Origin of the sequence: Corynebacterium freneyi, assembly GCF_030408835.1 — a bacterium.
Lineage (GTDB): Bacteria > Actinomycetota > Actinomycetes > Mycobacteriales > Mycobacteriaceae > Corynebacterium > Corynebacterium freneyi.
The window spans coordinates 1-19154 of sequence record NZ_CP047357.1; the positions used below are offsets into that span (position 1 = coordinate 1).

Consider the following 19154-nt stretch of genomic DNA (forward strand, 5'->3'; position numbering starts at 1 on the left):
TTGACCACGCCCAGCCGAGACTTCAACGACACCTGGACCCAGGTCGTCGACATGCTCATTCGCGGCACCGACGTGCGCGACGGAGAGCCGCAGCCGCTGACCACCCAGCACAAGGCTTTGCTCCGGTCCGTCCAGCCCGTCGGCCAGCTCAACGGGTTCGTGCTGCTGGCGACCGGCTCCGAGATGGTCCAAACGCTGGTCAAGGAGGAATTGTCCGAGCGCATCGAACGCGCGTTGGATGTGATCACCGGGCGTCCCCAGCAAGTCGTTGTGACGATCTCGGAGGACTCGTCGCACGCGGACAAATCGCACGCGGACACATCGCAGGCGGATACCTCGCACGCCGATGCCCCGCATCCCGGGCAGGCGGGACAGATGCCGGCCGGTCGCCCGGCACCGGCCGCGACCGATGGAGACGCCCCGAACCCCCCATACCCGGATGCCAACCGCTCCCGCGGCGTCGACCAGGCCGCCGGCCATGATTCCGGGGCCTGGCGCACCATCGAGTTCGAACGCGACGCCCGCGACACCGCACAGTTAGGCGATCCCCGTGGATTCACCGGCCAGGCTGCCCATGACCCGCGGTCGCCCCTGATGCCCCAGCAGGACCAGGGCGGGCAGATGCCGGGCACCCCGGGCGCGCCCCACCCCCCGCAAACCCCCCACCCGGGCCAGGCCCCCCAGATGCCGCACGGTGGCGGCGCCCAGACGCAGGGCACGGCCGCGGACCTTTTCGGCCAGAGCAAGTACCACCTCCACGGGATGAAAAACCCCATGTCCCAGCCGGTGGAGGAGCCGACGCTGAATCCGAAGTACACCTTCGAGACGTTCGTCATCGGCCCGCAGAACCGGTTCGCCGCCGCCGCGGCCGCCGCCGTCGCCGAGCAGCCGGCCCGCGCCTACAATCCGCTGTTCATCTCCGGCGGTTCCGGCTTGGGCAAGACGCACCTGCTCCATGCCATCGGCCACTACGCCACGGCGCTCGACCCGAAGCTGCGGGTGCGCTACGTGTCGTCGGAGGAGTTCACCAACGACTTCATCAACTCGGTGCGCGACGACGCCCAGGAGAGTTTCAAGCGCCGCTACCGCGACCTGGACATTCTCATCGTCGACGACATCCAGTTCCTGGAGGGCAAGGAAGGCACGCAGGAGGAGTTCTTCCACACGTTCAACGCCCTCCACCAGGCCGATCGCCAGATCGTGCTGTCGTCGGACCGGCCTCCGCGCGAGCTGAAGACGCTGGAGGAGCGCCTGCGCACCCGCTTCGAGTGGGGCCTGACCCCGGATCTGCAGCTGCCGGACCTGGAAACCCGGATCGCGATTTTGTCGAAGAAGGCGCAGCTCGACCGCCTCAACGTCCCGCATGACGTGCTGCAGTTCATCGCGGAACACACGGCGTCGTCGATCCGCGAGCTCGAGGGCCGGCTGCTGCAGGTCACCGCCCAGGCGTCGCTGCTGAAGATGCCGGTGACGTTGGCGCTGGCGGAGGAGATCATCGGCTCGGACAGCGCCGAGGTGGAGATCACGCCGGACATCATCATTTCGGCGACGGCGGAATTCTACGGCCTCACCGTCGCCGATCTCACGGGCCCGGGGAAGACCCGCCCGGTGTCGCATGCGCGGCAGGTGGCGATGTACTTGACCAGGTCGCTCATCGACATTTCGCTGCCGGCCATCGGCAAGGTTTTCGGCAACCGGGATCATTCGACGGTGTTGTACGCGCACCGGAAGATCCAGAAGGAGATCGCCGAAAAGCGGGCCACCCAGGACCAGGTCAACGATCTGACCACGCGCATCCGGGAGCGTTCCCGCACCATCGGCTGATTCGCGTCGGCGGCGTCGCCGGCGTCGGCGGACGGTGCGCGGCATGGGGCGGGCGTCATCGCTTTACGACGAAGCTCGCCTCACTGAAGCTCGCCTATTCCTTACTTAATGCGTGTAATTACGGCTGTGTAATTTAGAGACCCCGATCACACGGATCATGTTGGTAACCAGCGGTTTTTCGTTCACGGAGGTGTGGATGAACCGCGGTCTTCTGTGGAAGAATCCGCCGGCGGTCGATCCATCCACAGTTCGGGCGATTCATCCACAGGTCCATCAACTTTTCGCCCACACTCGGATTTCCGCGCCGACCAGCGGCGGACCGGTCATCCCACAGGATCCACAGCCCCTACTACTTCTTCCGACCATCCATCTCAATCAACGTCCGAGAAAAAGGGGCCTGTCGACAAACGGCGCGCTCGCCGCCGCGACCGGGCCGCGAATGACAGGAAGTCTCCGGACCGCCGACATCGGCGGCGGCAAACTGGGTTAAGGTTGTGATTCGAGGAAGCACCGGCGACGGCCGGACCGTCGGCTGCGCCGGCGGATCACAAATCGTGAAACTCATGGAGGGACGATGGAGCAGACGGACGTGCGTCTCCGCGCAGCCAAGGATGATCTCGCTGACGCGGTGGGGTGGGTCGCACGCAATCTGCCGACGCGTCCGACGCAGCCGATCCTTCGCGGCATGGTCTTCACCGCCGATGACGATGGTCTGGAGATCGCCGGCTACGACTACGAGGTGTCGACGCAGATCCGCATCGCCGCGGAGATCTCCGACACCGGTCGTTTCGCGGTCAACGGCAAGCTCGTCTCGGACATCGTCTCCAAGCTGCCGAACAAGCCGATCGACATGCATTACGACGGCACGCGAGTGCTGGTCACCTGCGGAAAGTCGCGTTTCGAGCTGCCGGCGATGACGCTGGAGGACTACCCGGCCCTGCCGTCGGTTCCCGCCGCCACCGGCACCATCGACCCGCAGCTGTTCACCGAGGCCATCGGCCAGGTCGCCGTGGCCGCCGGCAAGGACGAAACCCTGCCGATGCTCACGGGCATCCGCATGGAGACCGAGGGCGACACGGTCACCCTGGCCGCCACGGACCGTTTCCGCCTGGCGGTGCGCACCTTCCAGTGGAATCAGATCCCGGAGGGCAACGCGGAGCTGCTCATCCCCGCCAAGACGCTGGCAGACACGGCGCGTTCCCTGGACTCCGGTTCGAGCGAACCGGTGACCCTGGCGTTCGGCGACGGCTCGGATGGCCGGGCCGTCGGCGCCGATGGTCTGCTGGGCATCCTGGCCGACCCGCGTCGCACCACCACGCGTCTGCTCGACGTGGAGTTCCCGAAGTTCCGCCCGTTGCTGCCGAAGCAGCATTCGTCTTTGGCGTCGGTGCGCATCGATCCGTTGCGCGAGGCGATCCGCCGCGTGTCGCTGGTCGCCGATCGCGGTGCCCAGATCCGCATGGATTTCTCCGAGGGCCAGGTCGTGCTTTCCGCCCACGGCGACGAGGCCGGTCGCGCCGAGGAAGTCCTCGAGTGCGCGTTCGTCGGTGAGCCGCTGCTCATCGCCTTCAACCCGGGGTACCTGTCCGACGGCCTGTCGGCGATTCACACCGACCGCGTGGTCATGGGCTTCACGCAGCCGTCGCGTCCCGCGGTGCTCATCCCGGAGCCGGACGAGCTGCCGGGCGCCGACGAAGACGGCATGTTCCCGACTCCGGAGACGGAATTCACGTACCTGCTCATGCCCGTCCGCCTTCCGGGCTGACCGGCTTTTCCGGGGCGGAAGGGAAGCGGGGCGACGTCTCCGCGGTGCCGACATGTATTTGCGTTCGTTGAGCCTGCGCGACTTTCGGTCGTGGCCGGAGCTGAGCCTTGAGCTGGAGCCGGGCATCACGGTGTTCACCGGGCGCAACGGCTACGGCAAGACGAACATCGTCGAGGCCGTGGGCTACATGTCCACGTTGTCGTCGCATCGCGTGTCGACGGATGCCCCGCTGGTGCGGTCGGGGGCGGATTCTGCGCGCGTGTCGGCCACCGCCGTCAACGACGGCCGTGAGCTCACCGCCCATCTGCTGATCAACCCGCATCGTGCGAATTTGGCGCAGCTCAACCGCACGCGGCTGCGCAGCCCGCGCGAGTTGTTGGGCACGGTGCGGTCGGTGTTTTTCGCGCCGGAGGATCTGGAGCTGGTCAAGGGCGAGCCGGCCCAGCGGCGCCGCTATCTGGATGATCTCCTCGCCGTCCGTCGTCCGCGGATGGCCGGCGCGCGTCTGGAGTACGAGCGGATTCTTCGGCAGCGAAACGCCCTGCTCAAGTCGGCCGGTGGCTCGTTGCGTCGCGGGTATTCGTCGTCGGAGGGGCAGGCGGCGTTGGCGACGCTGGACACGTGGGATTCGCAGCTGGCCCACGTCGGGGCGATCATCACCGCGGCGCGCATCGGGCTGGTCCGCGATCTGGGTCCCCGGGTCGTGGAGGCGTATGCGACGCTCGCGCCGTCGTCGCGGCCGGCGACGGTCGAGTACCGCACGAAGTTGCCGGTCGACGATCTTCCCGACGACCCCGAGATCATCGAGGCGCTGCTGCTCACGGAGCTCGGCGCGCGCCGCAACCGGGAGATCGACCGGGGCATCAGCCTCGTCGGGCCGCATCGGGATGATCTGCAGTTGAATCTCGGCAATGATGCGGCGAAGGGGTTCGCCAGTCACGGCGAGACGTGGTCGTTCGCGTTGTCGCTGAGGTTGGCGTCGTATCTCATGCTCCGCGAGGAGGGCCCGGATCCGATCCTCGTCCTCGACGACGTTTTCGCCGAGCTCGACCGTCATCGTCGCGAGGCGTTGGTGGACATCGCGAAGCAGGCCGAGCAGGTGCTCATCACGTCGGCGGTCGGCGAGGAGCTGCCGGAGGGGCTTGCCGACGTCCCGGCGGTGAGCACGCACGTCGTGACGGTGCGGGACACCGATGACGGACGCATTTCGCTTCTCGACGCCGACGGGGACGCCGATCGATGAGCGAGGGCGACGCCCCGGATCTGGTCGGGGAGGTTTTCGGGCGGATGCGCGCCACGGCGAAGATGGGCGGCAAGCACCCGCCGTCGTTGCAGCGGCCGGCCCGGAAGAACTCGGGATTCACGCTGGAAGCGGGGCCAAGGGTGATCAAGCGGGACGATGACGGCGGCACCGCCGACACCGCCGGCAACGGCCGCGACCACACCGTCGCCCGCGACCTGGCGGGTACGCGCATTCCCGAACGGCTCCTGTACCGCGACGACATTCGCATTCGCCGTCGCCGCGATCGAAGTCCGCTGTCCTTCGGGTCCGTCCTCGCCCGTCAGGCGACCGAACGCGGCTGGCGGCGCAACATCGCCAACGGCATCATCATGTCCAAGTGGCCCGAACTTGTCGGCGAGGTCATCGCCGACCACACCGAGGTCGTGGAGTTCAAGGACGGCACGTTGGTCGTCCAGTGCGCTTCGAGTACGTGGGCGACGCAGCTGCGGTTGGCGCAATCGCAGATTCTGGCGGCGATCGCCGATGAAGTCGGGGACGGAGTCGTCGAAAAGCTGCAGATCAAGGGGCCGACGGGGCCGAGTTGGACGAAGGGTCGGCTGCGGGTCAAGGGCCGCGGTCCGCGCGACACGTACGGGTGACGTCGACGTCCGACGCGAATGCGGAGGCGAAATCGGGGATCACGACGACCCGATTTTGCGAAAATCGGCGCTGAACGCCCTTTTGGCGCGGCCTGATGCGTGTCCGGTGGGGGACTACGGGGTAAGATGGACGGGCATACCAAGCGCACAAGCAAAGGGAGACCGGGTCCACAGTGGCTGCCACCGAAAACCAGTACGACGCCTCATCGATCACCATCCTCGAGGGGCTCGAGGCCGTTCGCAAGCGGCCCGGCATGTACATCGGCTCCACCGGCGAGCGAGGCCTGCACCACCTGGTGTGGGAGGTCGTCGACAACTCCGTCGACGAGGCGATGGCCGGATACGCCTCCGAGGTCAAGGTGACGCTGCTGGAGGACGGCGGCGTCGAGGTCGTCGACGACGGCCGAGGCATTCCGGTGGAGATGCACCCGACCGGTGCCCCGACGGTGCAGGTCGTCATGACGCAGCTGCACGCAGGCGGCAAGTTCGACTCGGAGTCCTACGCCGTGTCCGGCGGCCTCCACGGCGTCGGCATCTCCGTGGTCAACGCCCTGTCCACCCGCGTCGAGGCCGAGATCGTCCGCGACGGCCACGTGTGGTTGCAGAACTTCACCAACGCGGTGCCGGAGGACCTGGTCAAGGGCAAGAAGGCCCGCGGCTCGGGAACCACCATCCGCTTCTGGCCGGATCCGGAGATCTTCGAGACCACCGAGTTCAACTTCGACACCATCGCACGTCGCCTGCGCGAGATGGCCTTCCTGAACAAGGGCCTGACCATCACGCTGACCGACAAGCGCGTGTCGGAGGAGGAGCTGGAGGCCGAGGCGCTGGCGGAGCAGGCCGAGAAGGAATCGGCCGCACTGGTCGAGGCCGACGCCGAGGACGGCGACAACGGCGATGCCGCCGAGGGCGCCGAAGACCAAGTGGCCAAGGCCAAGAAGCGTCGGGAGAAGAAGAAGGTCTACCACTTCCCGAACGGCCTGCAGGATTACGTCGAGGCCCTGAACAAGTCGAAGACCAGCATCCACCCCTCGATCATCAGCTTCGAGGCCGGCGGCGAGGGCCATGAGGTCGAGATCGCCATGCAGTGGAACAGCGGCTACTCGGAGTCGGTGCACACCTTCGCCAACACGATCAACACGATCGAGGGCGGCACCCACGAGGAGGGCTTCCGCTCCGCGCTGACGTCGTTGATGAACCGCTACGCCCGCGAGCACAAGCTGCTCAAGGAAAAGGAAGCAAACCTCACCGGCGAAGACGCCCGCGAGGGGCTGGCCGCGGTGATTTCGGTGCGCGTCGCCGATCCGCAGTTCGAGGGCCAGACGAAGACGAAGCTGGGCAACACCGAGATCCGCTCCTTCGTGCAGCGCATGACCAACGAGCACATCTCGCATTGGCTGGAGGCCAATCCGGCGGAGGCGAAGGCGATCGTCAACAAGGCCATCGCCTCGGCGCATGCCCGTGTGGCGGCCCGCAAGGCCCGTGACCTGGTGCGTCGCAAGTCGGCGACGGATCTGGGCGGCCTGCCGGGCAAGCTCGCGGATTGCCGTTCGAAGGATCCCCTGCAGTCCGAGCTGTTCGTGGTGGAGGGCGACTCCGCCGGTGGTTCGGCGAAGTCCGGCCGCAACTCGATGTTCCAGGCGATCCTGCCGCTGCGAGGCAAGATCCTCAACGTGGAGAAGGCGCGCCTGGACAAGACGCTGAAGAACGCCGAGGTGCAGGCGATCATCACGGCGCTGGGCACGGGCATCCACGACGAGTTCGACATTTCCAAGCTGCGCTACCACAAGATCGTGCTCATGGCCGACGCCGACGTCGACGGCCAGCACATCGCGACGCTGCTGCTGACGCTGCTGTTCCGTCTGATGCGCCCGCTCATCGACGAGGGCCACGTGTACCTGGCGCAGCCGCCGCTGTACAAGCTGAAGTGGGCGAAGGGCGAGCCGGGGTACGCGTACTCGGATGCCGAGCGCGATCAGATGGTCGCGGAGGGTTTGGCCGCCGGCCGCAAGATCAACAAGGACGACGGCATCCAGCGCTACAAGGGTCTGGGCGAGATGAACGCCTCGGAGCTGTGGGAGACCACGATGGATCCGGAGCGTCGCGTCCTGCGTCAGGTTGCGCTGGAGGATGCGCAGAAGGCCGACGAGCTGTTCACCATTCTCATGGGCGATGATGTCGCGTCGCGTCGTTCCTTCATCACCCGCAACGCGAAGGACGTCCGTTTCCTGGACGTCTAGGGCGGGCCTGCTCGGTCGGGCCCGGCGTGTTCAGGCTTTGACCAGCTGCTTTACGACGCCGATGGGGCGCCGACAAAGATCTCTGAACGAGATGATTATCGGCGCCCCATCATTGGTTTTAGGCCAACTGTTGGTGTACGCCCCTGGATTTCCCGGCGGGCGTCGTCAAGCAACGACCGCCGGGGAGGCGACCGCCGCGCCTAGGAGGACGACGGAATCGGGATCTCGCCGGAACCGCCCGGGATGTCGATGCCCGAGCACGCGCCGGCGCCCGACGCACCGTTGAACATGGCGAGGATGAAGCCGACGCCGAAGGGCGCGCCGCTGATCGCCTGGGCGAAGTGGTTGTAACCCTCGATCTTCGGCAGGATGTCGTCGCGGTAGAAGACCTCGCCGCCGTTGGCGCACCAGTTGTCCGCCAGATCGCGGGCCTGCTGGTACTCGACGTTGAGGTCATGGCGGCCCGACACGATCATCGTCGGCGCGGCCGGAACGCCATGGCCGATGAACTGGTCGTTCATGGCCTTCTGACCCTCGGGGATGTCGCCCAGGATCTCGTCGAGGCTCAGACCGCTGTTGGTCCACTGGCTGGTGCGCTGATGCCCGTACGCCTTGGTGATCTCGTCGGTGCACATGGTGGAAAGGTTCTGCAGCGTCTCCTTGCCGCCCTCGTTCATGTGGCGATCCATGGCCGGGGCCAGGTTCGGGTACCGCGCGGCCAGTCCGTTGATGGTGAAGCCGATGGCGCCGACGAGGTCGGAACCGTCGATGTTCCTCTGCACCGCGTCGAGGTCGGCCGGGGGAGCGGAGGCGTAGGCGGCCGCGACATCCAGATCCGGGGCGTAGGAGCTCGCGGCCTCGACCGCGGCGGCCGAGGCGCCGCCGCCCTGCGAGTGACCGTAGAACGCGACCCGGCCGTTGCCGCCCGACAGATTCCGTGCGGCGCGCGCGCCGTCGAGCATCGCGTGGGCCTGCTCGGCGCGGTTCATGTACGTGTGGATGCCCGGCGTGCCCATGCCGACGTAGTCCGTGACGAAGACGCGCACGCCCGCGGCGGCGAAAACCCAATCGTAGAGACCCTCGAGGTTGACCAGGCGACCGGAGGAGAACGGGTCGGCCTGGTTTTCCAGCGGCCAGTTGCGCGACGGGGCGCACTGATCGCCCTGGCCGACGGTGCCGCGGCCGATGACGACGGTCGGGCGCTCGCCGACGCCCGTCCACGGCACCGACGGCTCGACCATGTAGCCGCTGACCGGGACGGCGTTGCCGTGCATGTCGGTGGTCGAGTACAGCACCTTCGTCACCGACGACGGCAGCGGGTAGTTCAGCTCCGGAGGCATCGGCGCGGTCGGGGCGGCGGCGGTGCGCAGGATGGTGCCCGGGGCGCCGGCGGTGACCGTGGAGGTGTCGTAGAACGACTCGTCGATGGCTGGCGACTCGTCGGAGGAGCCGAGGGAACCGGTGCCGCCGGGAACCTCCGGCATTCCCTCCAGGCCCGGAACCTCGGGCATGTCGGGAAGGTTCGGTGCGGCGGAGGCCGGGGTGAGCAGACCCCCGATCGTCATCGTGCTGGCGAGGACTGCTGCGGCGGCGCGGCGCCTGATTCGAGAAGGGGATCGCATGTTTCGGATTATCGGCATTTGTCACGGGGCGCGAGCACGTTTTGGTGAAAAAATGGTATCCGCCGGTGAACGGCACGCCCGCGGGGGTGGTGAACCGGCGCGAATCGGTGCGGCAACACCGTTTGCCGGGCTGTTTCGGTGTTCGGGGAACCAAACCGGGATATCGTATCGGCCGTGAACGAACACGATGAACGGGCCAAGACCGCAGCCGACCCCGAGCGAGGCGCCGCCGACGCCGACGCCGACGCTGACGCCGACGCTGACGCCGTGGAAGCCGTGACCGAGGATCCTGCCGCGCACGCCGGGGAGCGCACGCGCTACGAGCCCGAGGTGGTCGAGCGCACGCTGTTCGACGGGTCGGTCACGCCGATGCAGCTGTACCGCCCGAAGGCTGCGCCGAAGGCGATCGTCGTGTTCTTCCCCGGCTTCGGCATGGGGGCCCGTTACTACTGGCCGATGGCGCAGGAACTGTGCGATCGCGGGTACGGGGTGCTCGTCTCCGAGCTGCACGGTCAGGGCGAGCAGACCGCCAAGCCCACGCGGCGCAATCAGTGGGGGTACAACGAGCTGGCCTCGAACGATTTCCCGGAGGCGGTGGCGACGGCGCGCGCCGAGTTCGAGACCTCCGGCGAGCGTCTGCCGGTCTACCTCATGTGCCATTCGATGGGCGGCCAGATCGGTTCGTTGTACCTGGCGCGCCCGGAGGCCGACGTCGACGGCATGATCACCGTCGGCTCCGGCACCCCGCACCACATTCGCTTCACCGGCGACGAGCGTCGGCGACTGCGGTTGGGCGGTCCGGTGATGTGGACGGTGTCGAGGCTGCTCGGCTATTGGCCGGCGGGTCCGTGGGATCTGGCGGGCTACGGGCGCCAGTCCGGCCGGCATGTCCGCGAGTGGGCGATGTTCGCCCGCAACGGTCGGCTGCGTCCGACGACGGCGGACATGGATTACGGGTGCGAGATGCCGAAGGTCACCACCCCCGTGCTCATGTTGACCTGCGACGGCGACCGGGATTGCACTCCGGAGTCGGCGATGGACCTGGCCTCGCGTCTGCCGAAGGCGGCCCGTTTCGAGTTCCTCGATCACCGCCTCGGCCACAACCGTTGGGCCCGCGAGCCGGAGGCCGTCGCCGACCGGTTCGAACGGTGGCTCGACGAGCTCGCCTCCGGGCAGCCCTGGCCTTGATGTCCGGGTGTTTTGCGTGACGACGGCTCGTCGTCAGCGCATCCGCCGTGCCGGGTCGCGCACGCCGGCGATGGCCGCGGCCCGGTCGAAGGACATGTGGGTGCCCGCCAGCCGTCCGTGCACCAGCACCGCCGTGACGGCGAAGGCGTCGTTGCCGCGATCGAGGGGTTTGAGGCGGCGAATGGTTTCGGCCTGCGCCCGGGCCCGATCCTCGAGGCGGTCGTCGCCGGGCGGATGACCTCCACCGCGTGCGCCACCGGGTCTTGGTCCGACATCGCCGAGATCGCGGTGCACGTCGACGGCGCCGATCATTCCGCCGCCTGCGGCACCGGCGGCCGCCAACGCCCACGGCCGCACGATGCGCACGCCGTCGTACTCGGGCAGCAGTTCGACGAGGACGTCGATGACCGACACCAGATCCTCGGCCGTCAACCCGGCCCCGGTGCCCCCGGGTATGCCGGTTGCCGAACTCATGTCGCCAACCGCCGCAGCACGGCCGCGTGGGATTCGACGGCCTCCGCCGTGAGCATGCGCACCTCGGAATCCCGCACCGCACGGGCCGCGGCCTCGACGATCGCGCGTTTGGCCGCCTCCTGCTTCGACGTGCCGCGCGTGCCGGCCAACAGGGTCAGGGCCCGATCCTCGGCTTCGCTGAGCCGCAATGTCATCGCCATGGCGCCAGAATAATCACGAAAGGGCGCCTATTGGTATCACGTTGATACCGGATATGGGCGGAAACGTCGTAAAGCACGCCCTTCACGGGCCGTTGCGGCCATCGGGGCGCGTAAGATGGGGGAGTAAAACCCTTGCACCCGCCACGCGCCGCCACCACCGGCGCGACACCCGCGCGGGACAACCCGGAGGTATGACGAGTGAGCGACGACAACGGAACCCTCTTCGGAGGCGGCGGTGGCGACGACGACCAGATCCGCCCCATCGACATCAACGACGAGATGCAGTCCAGCTACATCGACTACGCGATGTCCGTCATCGTGGGTCGAGCGTTGCCGGAAGTGCGCGACGGCCTCAAGCCCGTGCACCGCCGCATCCTGTACGCGATGTACGACAACGGCTACCGCCCCGAACGCGGCTACGTGAAGTCCGCCAAGCCCGTGTCGGACACCATGGGCAACTACCACCCGCACGGCGACTCCGCCATCTACGACACCATGGTCCGCATGGCCCAGCCGTGGTCCATGCGCTACCCGCTCGTCGACGGCCAGGGCAACTTCGGCTCACGCGGCGACGACGGCCCCGCCGCCATGCGATACACCGAGGCCCGCCTCACCCCGCTGGCCATGGAAATGGTCCGCGACATCCGCGAAAACACCGTCGACTTCCAGCCGAACTACGACGGCCGCACCACCGAACCGGTCATCCTGCCGTCCCGCGTGCCCCAGCTGCTGATGAACGGCTCCGGCGGCATCGCCGTCGGCATGGCCACCAACATCCCGCCTCACAACCTCCGGGAAGTCGCCGCCGCCATCAACTGGTGCCTCGACAACCCCGACGCCGACGACAAGACGGCCCTCGAAGCCGTCATGAGCCACATCAAGGGCCCCGACTTCCCGACCGCCGGCCAGATCGTCGGCGACAAGGGCATCACCGACGCCTACACCACCGGCCGCGGCTCGATCCGCATGCGCGGCGTCACCTCCATCGAGCAGGAGGGCAACCGCCAGTCGATCGTCATCACCGAGCTGCCCTACCAGGTCAACCCGGACCGACTCATCGCCAACATCGCCGAACAGGTCCGCGACGGTCGACTCGCCGGCATCGCCTCCATCGACGACGAATCCGACCTCAAGTGGGGCATGCGCATCGTCGTCAAGCTCAAGCGCGACGCCGTGCCGCGCGTCGTCCTGAACAACCTGTACAAGCACTCCCAGCTGCAGACCAGCTTCGGCGCCAACATGCTGTCCATCGTCGACGGCGTGCCGCGCACCCTGCGCATCGACCAGATGGTCCGCCTCTACGTGGACCACCAGATCGAGGTCATCGTCCGCCGCACCCAGTACCGCCTGGACGAAGCCGAGAAGAAGGCCCACATCCTCCGCGGCCTGGTCAAGGCGCTCGACATGCTCGACGAGGTCATCGCCCTGATCCGCCGGTCGGCCACCGTCGACACCGCCCGCACCGGCCTGATGGAACTGCTCGACATCGACGAGGTGCAGGCCGACGCCATCCTGGCTATGCAGCTGCGCCGCCTCGCGGCCCTCGAGCGCCAAAAGATCATCGACGAACTCGCCGAACTCGAAGAGCGCATCGCCGACCTGAAGGACATCCTCGCCAGCCCCGACCGCCAGCGCGCCATCGTCCGCGACGAACTCGCCGAGGTCGTCGAGCGATTCGGCGACGACCGCCGCACCGAGATCATCGGCGCCGTCGGCGACGTCACCGAAGAAGACCTCATCGCCCGCGAAAACGTCGTGGTCACCATCACCTCGACCGGCTACGCCAAGCGCACCAAGGTCGACGCCTACAAGTCGCAGCGACGCGGCGGCAAGGGCGTGCGCGGGGCGGACCTGAAGCAGGACGACATCATCCGCCACTTCTTCGTCTGCTCCACCCACGACTGGATCCTGTTCTTCACCAACAAGGGCCGCGTCTACCGCCTCAAGGCCTACGAGCTGCCCGAGGCCACCCGCGCCGCCCGCGGCCAGCACGTGGCCAACCTGCTGGAATTCCAGCCGGGCGAGCGCATCGCCGAGGTGCTGCAGATCCAGACGTACCAGGACTCCCCGTACCTGGTGCTGGCCACCAGCGAGGGCAAGGTGAAGAAGTCGCGCCTGGAGGAGTACGACTCCGCCCGCAGCGCCGGCCTCATCGCCATCAACCTCAAGGAGGGCGACTCCCTCATCGGCGCCCGCCTGTGCTCCGCGGACGACGACCTGCTGCTGGTCTCCGAGCGCGGCCAGGCCATCCGCTTCACCGCCTCCGACGACGCGTTGCGCCCGATGGGCCGCGCCACCGCCGGCGTGCTGGGCATGCGGTTCAAGGGCGACGACAAGTTGCTGAGCATGGTCGTCGTGGAGGAGGGCCAGCACCTGCTGGTGGCCACCACCGGCGGTTACGGCAAGAAGACCCCGCTCGACGAGTACACCGCGCAGGGCCGCGGCGGCCAGGGCGTGCTGACCCTGAAGTACGACCCGAAGCGCGGCCCGCTGATGGGCGCGCTGGTGGTGTCCAACGACGACGAGATTTTCGCCGTCACTTCCGCCGGCGACATCATCCGCACCCGCGTCAACGAGATCCGCGCGACGTCGCGTGCGACGAAGGGCGTGCGCCTGGTGAACCTGGCCGACGGCACCGAGTTGCTCGCCATCGACCGCAACGTCGAGGACGAGGGCGAGGAGACCGCCGTGAAGGTGTCCGAGACCGGCACCCTCGACAGCGTCGAGGCGCGCCCCGGCGGCGTTTCCGCGTCGGCTTCCGACGGCGGGTCCGACGAGGGCGGCGAGGAGTAGGCCATGGCCCACACGCAACTGTTGGTCCGGCGGATCAGTCCGTGGACCACGCTGCGGGTTTCGGCGGCGATCAGCGTCATCGGGTTCCTGGCCTGGATGGTCGCGGTTGCGGTGCTCTACCTCCTGTTCGAGGCGATGGGGTACCGCGATCGGTTCAACGATCTCCTCGGCGGGGATGCGGCCCTGGGCGTCGGCATGATCTTCGCGCTCGCCGCCGGCATCGGGGTGTTGTGGGCGGTGCTGGTGTCGGCGCTGGCCACGTTGGGTGCCGTGGTCTACAACGCGTGCTCGGATTTGGTCGGTGGCGTGACCATCACGCTCGACGACGTGGAGTAGCGCGTCGTTTGGCTTGACGACGGCCACGTGGTCGTCGTCAAGCCGCACCCGGGCAGGAGCGCCACCCGGCGATGTTCGGAGCAAGTGCCAAAAATGGTTATTGACCAGCCGATTTGGTTTCCTTCACGCGTCCGGGTTAAGTTATATCCCGGTTCAGGGGCCTATAGCTCAGGCGGTTAGAGCGCTTCGCTGATAACGAAGAGGTCGGAGGTTCAAGTCCTCCTAGGCCCACCACGAACGGGCCCCGCGCCGACGAAGTCGAAAGCTCGTCGACGCGGGGTTTCCCGTTTCCGTGAACCCGGGGCATTAGCTCAATTGGTAGAGCACCTGCTTTGCAAGCAGGAGGTCAGGAGTTCGATTCTCCTATGCTCCACGTTCAAGGCCCCCGTCAGTCCGCTGGCGGGGGCTTTTGCCGTTCCACGATCCCGGCGGATTCTAGGAGTCGTTGCAACACCAGCGGATCAAGACGCGTCCAGTAAAGCACTCATCCGCTGAGCCGGTGTGTCCCATCCAAGAGTTTTCCGGGGACGACCGTTGAGCTGCTGGGCGACGAACTCCAGGTCCTCCGGCGAATGCGCCGACAGGTCAGTTCCTTTGGGGAAGTACTGCCGCAACAGGCCGTTGGTGTTTTCATTGGTACCGCGTTGCCAGGGACTGGCCGGATCGCAGAAGTACACCGGGCATTCGGCTGCGACGCTGAACTGCTTGTGGCCGGCCATCTCCGAGCCTTGATCCCAGGTCAACGATCCCCGCAGGTGCGTGGGCAGCGAACCGATCGCCGCGGTGAGCCCATCACGCACGGCGGTGGCACCGTGACCGGCAGGCAGATGCACCAGGATGACGTAGCGGGTCGTGCGTTCAACCAGCGTGGCAATGGCGGACTTGTTGGCCGCACCCAGGATCAAGTCGCCTTCCCAATGCCCGGGCACCGCCCGATCCTCGACATCGGCGGGCCGCTGGCTGATCATGACCATGTCGTCGACGAAGCGTCGCCGCCGCTGGGCCGGGTCACCGTTGGGCACTCGCCGTGCGCGGCCGGTGCGCAGCGCTGCGGCGACTTGCTTTTTCAGCCCGCCGCGGGCTTGGACGTAGAGGGCCTGGTAGATCGTTTCATGGCACACGTGCCACTCCTTGGCGTGGGGATAGGCCCGGCGTAGCCATGCAGCGATCTGTTCGGGGGACCACCGCAGATCCAACTTTGTTTGGATCAGCTGCGCCAGCATCGCGTCACCGGCGATTTTGGGTTGTTTGGGCCGAAGCCTACGGGCCGCGGCTTTGCGTGCTGCGGCGATGGGCCGGTAGGGCCCGTCGGCGCTGCGGTTGTTGGCTAACTCGCGGCTGATCGTCGACGGGCTACGTCCCAGGTGCCCGGCGATGGCCCGCATGGACCATCCTTCCCGCCGCAGGTCGGCGATGGTTTCCCGTTCAGTCAGCGACAGGTAGCGCGGGTGGATCCGGTGATACGGGTCAATGGTGGGGTGATTGGCGGGATCGGGTTGCCGGCCGGGTTCGATGACGTCATGGTGCGTCAGCAAAGTGGTCATGAGTCTGTTGTACTGGGCGGCGTCGGCGCCGGTGGGGATGAAGCGTGTGCGCGGCCGGGTACCGGTTTTGGTTACCCCTTTGTCGAAGTCCAAGGCGGTGCGGGGGCTGATGCCGCAGGCTGCGGCGGCATCGGTGCGGGTCAGTGCTGATAGACGCAGCGTTAGATACTCGACTCGGCGAGTTGTCGCTGCGGCACCGCGAGGCATCGGGCGGGGTTGGTGGACGCCGGCGGCGCGGGCGGCGTTGAATACCGCCGAGATGCTGATGCCACAGTCACGGGCGGCTTGGGTCAGGGTGGAACCGGCCGCAACGCGGTCGACGGCCCGGTTGATGGTGTCGGCCGGTGGTGTTGGCCGTGGTGGTACCAGGCCATGGGTGTGGGCGAAGTTGAGGCAATGCCGGTAGTGCAGTCCCAGCGTGTGGGCCGCCGAGCGGATGGAAGTTCCCGGTTGTGACAGGGCTTGGGCAAGAGCCTGTTGGTCGGTGGGCGTCAGTGAGTAGAACGGGTGGCGTGGTGCCATGGTCGTTGGGTCCCCTGGTGGGTAGGGGTGTTGCAACGACCGATAGAACCCAAGCCCGGACCGTTCGCAGTTCCCGCCCGCTATCTTGGCTGCTCGTGGTTTCCGCCCGCTATCTTGGCCGTTCGTAGTCCTCGGCGGTCGGGGAACATGCGAAAGCGGCGCCCTCCCGGGTGATTCGGGAGGGCGCCGCTTCGTCTTCAGTGGCCGGTGGCCGGTGGCGATGACCGGTCCGATGCCGGTGCCGGCGGCTACTTCTTGGCGTTGCCCGGCTTCGGGGCCTTCGCGCCACCCGGCTTCGGGGCGGTGGTCTTCGGCGCCTTGACCTCGGACTGGACCTTCACCTCGGTCGGGGCCACGTCACCGTCGACGTCACCCTCCTCGGCGATCTCGGCCTTGGACTCCTCGGCCTTGTCCGCGGCGGTCTCGGCGGGCTTGTCGGCGGCGTCCTTGACCTCCTCGACCTTCTTGTCGGCCGCGTCCTTGGCGTCGGCGGCCTTCTTCTCGACGGTCTCCTTGGCCTCGGTGGCCTTCTCCGCGGCAACGTCCTTGGCCTCGCCGGCCTTCGCGGCGACGGTGTCCTTGACCTCGGCGGCCTTCTGCTTCACCGGGGCCGGGTCGACCGGCAGCTTGTCGTCGGACTTCAGCTTCCAGATGATCGCGGCGACGACCGCGGCGACCACGGCGAAGACGATCGAGCCGGTGGCGACGCGGCCGGCCTTGGCGCGACGCGCCTCCTTGCCGGACAGCTTGTCGGCGGTCTGCTGGACCTTCTTCTCCAGGTCCTTGCGGGTCGACTTGGCGCGCTTGGCGGCGTCCTTGCGGGCCTTCTTGGCCTCGCGGCGGGCCTTGCAGCGCTTCTTCTCGGCGTTCTTCTGCAGCTTGGCCGCCTTCTTGGCGGTCTTCTTGCGGTTCTTCTCGCCGGCCTTCTTCAGGTCGGCGACGCCCTCGGAGGCACGGTCGCGCAGGGACTCGGCCTCGGAGGTCACGTCGTCGCCGAAGGTCTGGAGCTTGTCCAGGGCGTCATCGGCCAGCGACGAGGCCTTCTCCACGGCCTCCTTGTTGCGCTTCTCGGCGACGGCCTTGGCCTCCTGCATGGTGTCGTACAGTTCGGCGGCCTTCCTGTCGCGGTAGTCGGCGTAAGCGTCGTACGCGGACTTGGCGCCCTTGAGAGCCAGCGAAACGGTGCTGGGGTACATGGTGTGGTCTTCTCCTCGTCGGTGGGGATAATCTCCGTGCCCGTGCGCCCAATGCGGGCGACCGTTGGCACGGCGTTCACCTTCCAGCGTATTCATTTCCGCCCGCTCCCGTGGGCGGGTCGGCGGATGTTCCCGGGATCGTGACCGCACCGTGGTCTTGTGATGCAGCCGACGCGCTGCGGCCGGCAAGAATGAGCACGCCGCAGGCGGGCCACCGGGAGCACGCTGCCGGGGGCTTCGTTGTTGCGGCCGCGCGGTCGGCGGTATCCTCGGCCAGGTGACTATGAAGACCGCCACCGCAACCGTCCACACCAACCACGGTGACATCACCATCGACCTGTTCGGCAATCACGCGCCGGTCACCGTCGACAACTTCATCGGCCTGGCCGAGGGCACGAAGGAGTACTCCGGCCAGAACGCCTCCGGCACCGAGTCCGGCCCGTTCTACGACGAGGCCATCTTCCACCGCATCATCGCCGGTTTCATGATCCAGGGCGGCGACCCGCTGGGCACCGGCACCGGCGGCCCGGGCTACAACTTCGACGACGAGATCCACCCGGAGCTCCAGTTCGATCGCCCGTACCTGCTGGCCATGGCCAATGCCGGCAAGCGCGGCGGCCGCGGCACCAACGGTTCCCAGTTCTTCATCACCGTCGTTCCGACCCCGCACCTCAACGGCAACCACACCATCTTCGGCGAGGTCGCCGACGAGGAGTCCCGCAAGGTCGTCGACGAGATCGCGCGCGTCGCCACCGACCACTGGGATCGCCCGCTGGAGCCGGTCGTCATCACCGGCATCGACATCGCCAAGTAAGCTCCGCGCCCCGCGAGGGGCATCTTCCCGGCAGTAGGCGCCGGCGGACATCGTGTCCGCCGGCGCTTTTTCATGCCCTTTTCGTGCCCTTTTCCGGTCCCGTTTCACGGTCCCTCCCGGGCAGTGGCCATGTCGTCCCCGCTTTCATGGCGTGCGATTCGCCGCCATGGGTCCCCGTGAGGCGGCCAACCCTCACGTGAACCCTCAATGTGTACTTAAGGGGGGTCGGGGGTGGGCGGGGTGATCCACATATCCACAGGGCTGTGGATGGATTCCCCGCCCGTTCATCCACCGATCCACCACCGATTCCGGGGCTTTACGACGCCTACGTGGACGTGAACCGCCGGTACACAAACCTCCACAGGGGTGTCCACACTTGTGGATAATTCCACTGTTGTAATTTACGAAAAGCCGTGCGAACCCTCCGAAAATCGGGTGAACATGGGGTCGCGGCGAGACCCTGCAGGGTATGTGGCGTTATTGTGCACAGAGTTATCCACAGCATGTGGAGGATGTGGACAGTTGTTTCGGCTCATCCGCGGGTCCCGTTACGGATGCGGCCATGAAAACCATCCACAGCTTTCCACAGCCGGCGATCCACATTCATCCACAAATTACACCGTTGATACACACCTTTCCGTGGATGAATTCCGCAGCAGCCCCCGACCCCTGGAACGGAGAATTCTGCGATACGATGCCCGAACCGGGGGTAGATCGCCGTCGTAAAGCACCCCCGAACTCGCGCATGAAAAAGC

At 67.0% G+C, this 19154-nt stretch carries 14 protein-coding genes and 2 tRNA genes; 11 read left to right on the forward strand and 5 right to left on the reverse strand.

Annotated elements, in window-relative coordinates; translation table 11 throughout:
- From dnaA to gyrB, 5 genes are all read left to right on the forward strand, one after another.
- Complete coding sequence (gene dnaA, locus CFREN_RS00005) at positions 1 to 1824, forward strand: chromosomal replication initiator protein DnaA (RefSeq protein ID WP_224370836.1); 1824 nt, start codon at positions 1 to 3, stop codon at positions 1822 to 1824.
- A 574-nt stretch (positions 1825 to 2398) separates the two neighbouring features.
- Complete coding sequence (dnaN, locus tag CFREN_RS00010; RefSeq protein WP_070519620.1) at positions 2399 to 3589, forward strand: DNA polymerase III subunit beta; 1191 nt, start codon at positions 2399 to 2401, stop codon at positions 3587 to 3589.
- A 52-nt stretch (positions 3590 to 3641) separates the two neighbouring features.
- Positions 3642 to 4832, forward strand: a complete 1191-nt coding sequence (recF, locus tag CFREN_RS00015; RefSeq protein WP_070519622.1) for a DNA replication/repair protein RecF — start codon at positions 3642 to 3644, stop codon at positions 4830 to 4832.
- Positions 4829 to 5470 (forward strand): DciA family protein, encoded by a 642-nt coding sequence (locus CFREN_RS00020; protein WP_209651529.1) that lies wholly within the window; start codon positions 4829 to 4831, stop codon positions 5468 to 5470. Before recF ends, CFREN_RS00020 begins: the two co-directional genes overlap by 4 nt.
- A gap of 173 nt (positions 5471 to 5643) precedes the next feature.
- Positions 5644 to 7710 (forward strand): DNA topoisomerase (ATP-hydrolyzing) subunit B, encoded by a 2067-nt coding sequence (gyrB, locus tag CFREN_RS00025; protein ID WP_209651527.1) that lies wholly within the window; start codon positions 5644 to 5646, stop codon positions 7708 to 7710.
- Between the two features lie 200 nt (positions 7711 to 7910).
- Here gyrB and CFREN_RS00030 read toward each other — a convergent pair whose 3' ends face one another.
- Positions 7911 to 9332, reverse strand: a complete 1422-nt coding sequence (locus CFREN_RS00030) for a lipase family protein (RefSeq protein ID WP_244979463.1) — start codon at positions 9330 to 9332, stop codon at positions 7911 to 7913.
- 174 nt (positions 9333 to 9506) lie between these two features.
- Here CFREN_RS00030 and CFREN_RS00035 point away from each other — a divergent pair, with 174 nt between their 5' ends.
- Entirely contained in the window at positions 9507 to 10520 is a 1014-nt protein-coding gene (locus CFREN_RS00035) for an alpha/beta fold hydrolase (RefSeq protein WP_246580148.1), read from the forward strand.
- A 33-nt stretch (positions 10521 to 10553) separates the two neighbouring features.
- Here the strand turns inward: CFREN_RS00035 and CFREN_RS00040 are convergent, their stop codons facing one another.
- Complete coding sequence (locus CFREN_RS00040) at positions 10554 to 10994, reverse strand: hypothetical protein (protein WP_209651525.1); 441 nt, start codon at positions 10992 to 10994, stop codon at positions 10554 to 10556.
- Positions 10991 to 11194: a CopG family transcriptional regulator gene (locus tag CFREN_RS00045; protein WP_070519632.1), complete on the reverse strand. Its 204-nt coding sequence runs from the start codon at positions 11192 to 11194 to the stop codon at positions 10991 to 10993. Before CFREN_RS00045 ends, CFREN_RS00040 begins: the two co-directional genes overlap by 4 nt.
- A gap of 198 nt (positions 11195 to 11392) precedes the next feature.
- Between CFREN_RS00045 and gyrA the strand changes: the two genes are divergently transcribed.
- From gyrA to CFREN_RS00065, 4 genes are all read left to right on the forward strand, one after another.
- On the forward strand, positions 11393 to 13987 hold the full coding sequence (gyrA, locus tag CFREN_RS00050; protein WP_246580149.1) for a DNA gyrase subunit A: 2595 nt from the start codon (positions 11393 to 11395) through the stop codon (positions 13985 to 13987).
- A gap of 3 nt (positions 13988 to 13990) precedes the next feature.
- Entirely contained in the window at positions 13991 to 14323 is a 333-nt protein-coding gene (locus CFREN_RS00055; RefSeq protein WP_070519635.1) for a DUF3566 domain-containing protein, read from the forward strand.
- 157 nt (positions 14324 to 14480) lie between these two features.
- A tRNA-Ile gene (locus CFREN_RS00060) sits at positions 14481 to 14557 on the forward strand.
- A 66-nt stretch (positions 14558 to 14623) separates the two neighbouring features.
- A tRNA-Ala gene (locus CFREN_RS00065) sits at positions 14624 to 14696 on the forward strand.
- An 88-nt stretch (positions 14697 to 14784) separates the two neighbouring features.
- On the opposite strand, the gene CFREN_RS00070 is transcribed toward CFREN_RS00065, so the two are convergent.
- Entirely contained in the window at positions 14785 to 16011 is a 1227-nt protein-coding gene (locus CFREN_RS00070; protein WP_141742971.1) for an IS30 family transposase, read from the reverse strand.
- 626 nt (positions 16012 to 16637) lie between these two features.
- Positions 16638 to 17585: a prolipoprotein diacylglyceryl transferase gene (locus CFREN_RS00075; RefSeq protein WP_209651523.1), complete on the reverse strand. Its 948-nt coding sequence runs from the start codon at positions 17583 to 17585 to the stop codon at positions 16638 to 16640.
- Between the two features lie 283 nt (positions 17586 to 17868).
- Here CFREN_RS00075 and CFREN_RS00080 point away from each other — a divergent pair, with 283 nt between their 5' ends.
- Positions 17869 to 18399, forward strand: a complete 531-nt coding sequence (locus tag CFREN_RS00080; protein ID WP_052054109.1) for a peptidylprolyl isomerase — start codon at positions 17869 to 17871, stop codon at positions 18397 to 18399.
- The last annotated feature ends 755 nt before the right edge of the window (positions 18400 to 19154 follow it).

Bases quoted from the DNA above. Each gene is read 5' to 3' on its own strand.
- dnaN (WP_070519620.1), top strand. From the start codon at position 2,399: ATGGAGCAGACGGACGTGCGTCTCCGCGCAGCCAAGGATGATCTCGCT.
- recF (WP_070519622.1), top strand. From the start codon at position 3,642: ATGTATTTGCGTTCGTTGAGCCTGCGCGACTTTCGGTCGTGGCCGGAG.
- CFREN_RS00020 (WP_209651529.1), top strand. From the start codon at position 4,829: ATGAGCGAGGGCGACGCCCCGGATCTGGTCGGGGAGGTTTTCGGGCGG.
- CFREN_RS00030 (WP_244979463.1), bottom strand. From the start codon at position 9,332: ATGCGATCCCCTTCTCGAATCAGGCGCCGCGCCGCCGCAGCAGTCCTC.
- CFREN_RS00040 (WP_209651525.1), bottom strand. From the start codon at position 10,994: ATGAGTTCGGCAACCGGCATACCCGGGGGCACCGGGGCCGGGTTGACG.
- CFREN_RS00045 (WP_070519632.1), bottom strand. From the start codon at position 11,194: ATGGCGATGACATTGCGGCTCAGCGAAGCCGAGGATCGGGCCCTGACC.
- CFREN_RS00055 (WP_070519635.1), top strand. From the start codon at position 13,991: ATGGCCCACACGCAACTGTTGGTCCGGCGGATCAGTCCGTGGACCACG.
- CFREN_RS00075 (WP_209651523.1), bottom strand. From the start codon at position 17,585: ATGTACCCCAGCACCGTTTCGCTGGCTCTCAAGGGCGCCAAGTCCGCG.
- CFREN_RS00080 (WP_052054109.1), top strand. From the start codon at position 17,869: ATGAAGACCGCCACCGCAACCGTCCACACCAACCACGGTGACATCACC.